General features: G+C 42.3%; 5 protein-coding genes. 4 read left to right on the top strand and 1 reads right to left on the bottom strand.

Annotated features, from left to right (window positions below; genetic code table 11):
* Positions 1-865 (bottom strand): nucleoside hydrolase (locus tag ACH2DQ_RS01110; protein WP_395025173.1); only part of this gene is annotated, 865 nt, incomplete at its 3' end.
* Between the two features lie 445 nt (positions 866-1,310).
* Here ACH2DQ_RS01110 and ACH2DQ_RS01105 point away from each other — a divergent pair.
* The 4 genes from ACH2DQ_RS01105 to ACH2DQ_RS01090 all read left to right on the top strand — a co-directional run.
* Positions 1,311-3,206 (top strand): PfkB family carbohydrate kinase, encoded by a 1,896-nt coding sequence (locus tag ACH2DQ_RS01105; RefSeq protein ID WP_394911081.1) that lies wholly within the window; start codon positions 1,311-1,313, stop codon positions 3,204-3,206.
* A gap of 164 nt (positions 3,207-3,370) precedes the next feature.
* The gene (locus ACH2DQ_RS01100) at positions 3,371-3,571 is read left to right on the top strand and encodes a helix-turn-helix transcriptional regulator (protein ID WP_395025170.1); all 201 of its coding nucleotides are present in this window, start codon (positions 3,371-3,373) and stop codon (positions 3,569-3,571) included.
* The gene (locus tag ACH2DQ_RS01095; RefSeq protein ID WP_394911079.1) at positions 3,558-4,310 is read left to right on the top strand and encodes a DUF3169 family protein; all 753 of its coding nucleotides are present in this window, start codon (positions 3,558-3,560) and stop codon (positions 4,308-4,310) included. Before ACH2DQ_RS01100 ends, ACH2DQ_RS01095 begins: the two co-directional genes overlap by 14 nt.
* Positions 4,311-4,328: 18 nt before the next feature.
* Positions 4,329-4,995: ABC transporter ATP-binding protein (locus tag ACH2DQ_RS01090; RefSeq protein WP_395025168.1), on the top strand; the 667-nt coding region annotated here is incomplete at its 3' end.

Here is a 4,995-nt window from a genome sequence, read left to right as displayed (position 1 = left end):
TAATCGCATAGACATACTTAATGAGATGTCTTGTCCGGTCAAATGCATACCGGTCATCATACTCCGGAACCGGACTGTGCTCGTAGCGGTCCAGCATAAAGGACTCATCCAGGAGCCATGCCACCGCAGCCACATCCCAGATTGCCCTGCTCCAGCAGCTACTTTCTTCATACCGTTCCGCTTCTGAGGATGTGACATTTACCAGATAATCACATAACTTATTTTTGCCTGACAGCCAGTATTGTAACTCCGGTCCTGTAGTTGCAAAATGGGAGACTACCCCCATGCATGGCAGCTGTACCAGTGGGACTCCGGAATCAAACACCACCCTCGCCGCTGCAACATCCTGGTATAAATTAAACTCCCTGTTGTCATGCCAGTCATAGGAATTTCCTCCCAGCCAGATCACTACAATCCGATTTATTATCTCCGGTTCCAATATAATTGCAGAAGCAATATTAGTAATTGCACCAATGGCAATAATATAAAGAGGATCCTCCTCTTTTCGTTCCATTGCTCTTTTTATAAGGTTCTCTGCCGCAGCCGATTCTACCGGCTGGGATTCATCCGGCAGGTATTTTACCGATCCTTTATAGACATTATCCTTTAAATCCTCCCGTTCCATAAGTTTTAGTACATTCATAATCTCCTGATAACTTTTTTCCATTCCATCCCCGGGTCCCTTAGACTTATCATTGTGAAAAGGCGCCGCATAGATTGCCTTCAGCCTTAATTTTTCCCCTGACTTAATCAAGTAAGCAAGTGCATACTGGTCATCAATCTCATTAAATGTGTCCGTGTCAATCACAACATCCACCGGACCTGCCGGCCGTTCTAATTTTCTGATTAATTCCTGGTCTGTCATACCAATTACCTCCTGCATTAAACAATAGTTATTTTTTACCTTCACGCTGCTCCTGCAATTTTACTCTGAAGGATCAGATGCAATTTTCTCTTACGTATATAAGATGATAGATTTAATGTATAATTGCAGTTCTACACTTTGCATTGTGGATATCATCTGCAATATCAATTAGTTTCCTTAAGCTCCTCCCTTCTCCAATTATAACTGTAAGTTTAGGAAAATAATTTTCTTAAATCAATTTCTTGATGTTATCTTATCACGTTTTCGCTTTATGTCAATACCATTTATTATACTTTGTTAGATATAACTATTTCTTAAAACTATTTTTTGTGCTTTTTATACAATTATTTTTCTAAAAGGAATTGACAAATTATAATTGGTATATGATAATAAGGTTATTGCAAATGCATCCCGCAAACATTTTTAAACTTGGAGTAATAGTAAAATGACAATTAAAGAAATTGCCGCTTTAGCCGGTGTATCCATTTCCACTGTTTCAAAGATCGTTAACAGCAAAGATGAGAATATCAATGCCGAGACCAGAAACCGTGTATTGAAAATCGTAAAAGAATATCATTATTCCCCCTATGCTTCGGCAAAAATTGCTTCCACTGCAAAAACCTTTGTCCTGGGGGTTTTGCTAAAATCTGCCTCCAAATCCCGGCTCCTGCTGGATGGTATCCTGTCCGCCGCCCGGGAAAACGGATATCATATTCTGATCTGTGACAGTTTTAACAGCGCAGAAGAAGAGTTGAAAAATATAACTGCACTCTGCAAATACAAAGTGGATGGCGTTATCTGGGACCCGGTAAACAGCCAGAGCCTTCAACATGAGCATCATTTTGCAAAGCTGGACATTACTTTTATCATCTATGGTTTACCTCTATCTGACAGCAGCTATTGTATCGACTTTTCCGATCTGGGCTATAAAGCCGCCTGGATTTTAACTTCATATAAACATCGAAAAATAGCCTGTCTTCTCTCCCCGGGCTCCAGACGTTCACAGCTCATTCTGGAGGGTTTTAAAAGGTGCCTGTATGACAATCAGATACCATTTTCCAACAGCATGGTTATTTTTACTGATTCTGACAGCTGGTATTCTGATATTGCAGCCAGGAAATACACTGCTATTTTGTGTGCCGACTTCACCTCCTGCCTTGCTCTCTACGAGCAGCTTTACAATATCCATTACCGGATTCCCTATGACATTTCTCTCATTGCTTTAAAGGATGATGTGCCGGAAGAGCTGCACTATCCCCCTATCTCCGGCATTCAGGTTCCTTACTATGAACTGGGGCGCTTTATCTGCGGGGATCTGATCGGCAGATGCGAAAAACGAAAACATTCCGCTTCGGACATATATCGGCAAATCACGGTAGACCACGCCGCCAGCCTGGATATCCCCTATAGCATACGTTCCAAAAAAATCGTCGTGGTAGGCGGTATCAATATTGATATTACCTTAAATGTGGATGAACTGCCCCATTCCGGTAAAGCAGTCAGTACCAGCCGCTCCACTACTTTTCCCGGCGGCAAAGGCGTGAATCAGGCAATCGGAGCCGCACGTCTGGGACATGCGGTTTCCCTGATCGGCAAGGTTGGGAATGACTATGATTCCGCCCTTATTTACAATGCCATGAAGGAAAATGAGGTGGATATACAGGGTATCGGTAGAGATCTCTGTGCCAGTACGGGGAAAGCTTATATTCACGTTCAAAATGACGGTGAGAGTACGATATCCATACTGACCGGAGCAAATCAGCATTTAGGACCACAGGACATCATTGATAATGAACGCCTGTTTGAAAATGCAGGTTATTGCCTGCTTCCCACTGAAATACCGGATACAGCCATTGAAACAGCAGCAAAAACTGCTAAAAAATACGGTGCCGGAACAATCCTGAAGCCCACTCTAGTGGAACAGATTCCGGATTCCATTCTTAACAATATCGACATCTTTATCCCCAACCGGCTGGAAATGGCGGCCTTGTGTCCGGGCATCAGCACCCTTTCCCAGCAGGCTGATTCTTTTATCCGCAAGGGCGTACACACTGTGATTATCACGCTGGGACACCGTGGATGCTACGTAAAGTCAGACGGCTGCGAACATTACTATCCGGCAGTTGGTTTTGTATCCGTTGACAATACCGGCGCCGCAGATGCTTTTATAGCAGCACTTGCATCTTACCTCCTTTACGGATACCAACTGGATGAAGCAGTGCGGATTGCAGGTTACGCCGCAGGATTCTGTATTTCCAGACAGGGGGTAGTCCCCGCCTTGATTGACCGCAATTCTCTGGAAGCCTATATAAAGAAGGCAGAGCCTGATTTGGTTCATTGAGAGTATTAATTTAATTTTCTTTAAATTTTTCTTGACAACTATCTTTGTCATTGCTATACTGTCTTTGACAAGGATATTTGTCATTCTGACTTAATTTCTTGTCATTCCATGGATTATCATTACGTTAGCAGAAAGGGGATGATCATACGCCCTTATACAATCGCTTGAAAGAATACCGCGCCAGACTTGGCATTAACCAGCAGCAGCTGGGAAGCCTGGTAGGTGCATCCAGACAGACCATCAGTTTGATTGAACGGGGCGATTATTCCCCCTCAGTAACTTTAGCACTTAAAATAGCCAAAGTCTGCGGGGTCGGTGTTGAAGAAATATTTATTTATGAGGAAGGAGAAGATGATGAAGAATAAGAGTAAGATTGTCGCAATCCGATTTATTCTTGTCGTTTTTCTGTCAGGTGTATTCGGTGGAATTGCAGGATTTCTTTTTGCCTCCTCTGAATCCAATCTGACCATTGTGGGAAATACGGTATCCGGCGTCTTAATCCGCTGCTCTATATATATGAGTGTTGTATTTGATGCCGCAGCCCTTTTAACCGCTTATGTATTATACCGCATTTCAAAAAAAGAATTTCGGCTATGGGACCAGGAGGATTCCGACTACATTGCAAAAACGGAGAGGAAGCTTTCCATCTCCCTGATGGCAAGTGAGATCGGGCCTATACTGGCGATGACTGCTTTTTGTATCGGAGTTTTAGACCTTCATAAAAACGATAACTCCGCAAGAGTTATCTGCATGCTGGCTTTTATCACATTATCCCTTTCACTGGCGTTTTTGCAGAGGAAAATTATCAGTCTGGATCAGGAAATCAATCCGGAAAAAAAGGGAGATCCTCTGGATTTCAATTTTCAGAAACAATGGCTGAAAAGCTGTGATGAACAAGAAAAGCAGGTTGCTTATAAGTCTGCATACAAAGCATTTCGTGTTTCCCAGATCTTTTATGTAGTTATTTTAATTTTATTAATCCTGGTGGGACCGTTTTTTGAAATTGGCATCAGTCCATTTTTAATTGTCGGATCAATCTGGTTATTGCAGGTTCTGGTCTATTCCATAACCTCTTTAAAATTATCCAAACCCAAAAATCATTAGCAACAGAAAGGACATATTATGGTAGAAATCAAAAATCTTTCCAAAATCTATCACCTGAACAAGAAACAGCAAAAAGAACAAAAAGCAAAAAATACGAAAAAAATTGCCGTTTCCAATCTTAATCTGGAAGCACACGAAGGAGAGATCTTCGGCCTGCTGGGTACAAACGGAGCCGGCAAAACCACTACTTTGCGTTGTATGGCGACTCTTTTGAAGCCTACCAGCGGAAGCATATCTGTCTGTGGTTACGATACCATCAAGGATTCAGCCAAGGTTCGTGAAAACATTGGATTTTTAACAAATGAAATCAAACTGGATCCCCAGTTTTCACCAAAGTATCTCATGGGATTTTTCGGAAAACTCCATGGCCTCTCTGAAGAAACTATCAATCAGCGTCGGGATGAGCTTTTTAAACATTTTGGAATAAAAGAATTCGAAGACAAAAAAATAGAGGAACTGTCCACCGGTATGAAGCAGAAAGCCGCCATTGCAGTAAGCCTGATCCATGACCCGCAGGTTATTATATTTGATGAACCTACTACGGGCCTGGACATCATTACAGCACGTGCAGTAACGGATTACCTGCAGAAACTGAAAGCTGAAGGAAAGTTAATTATCATGTCTACCCATATCATGTCAGAAGCAGAAAAGCTCTGTGACCGTATTGCGATTATCATTGACGGGG

The sequence above is a fragment of the Robinsoniella sp. genome, assembly GCF_034124845.1.
Note: the sequence above shows the minus strand (reverse complement) of the source record. Positions and strands in the feature narration are given on the sequence as shown.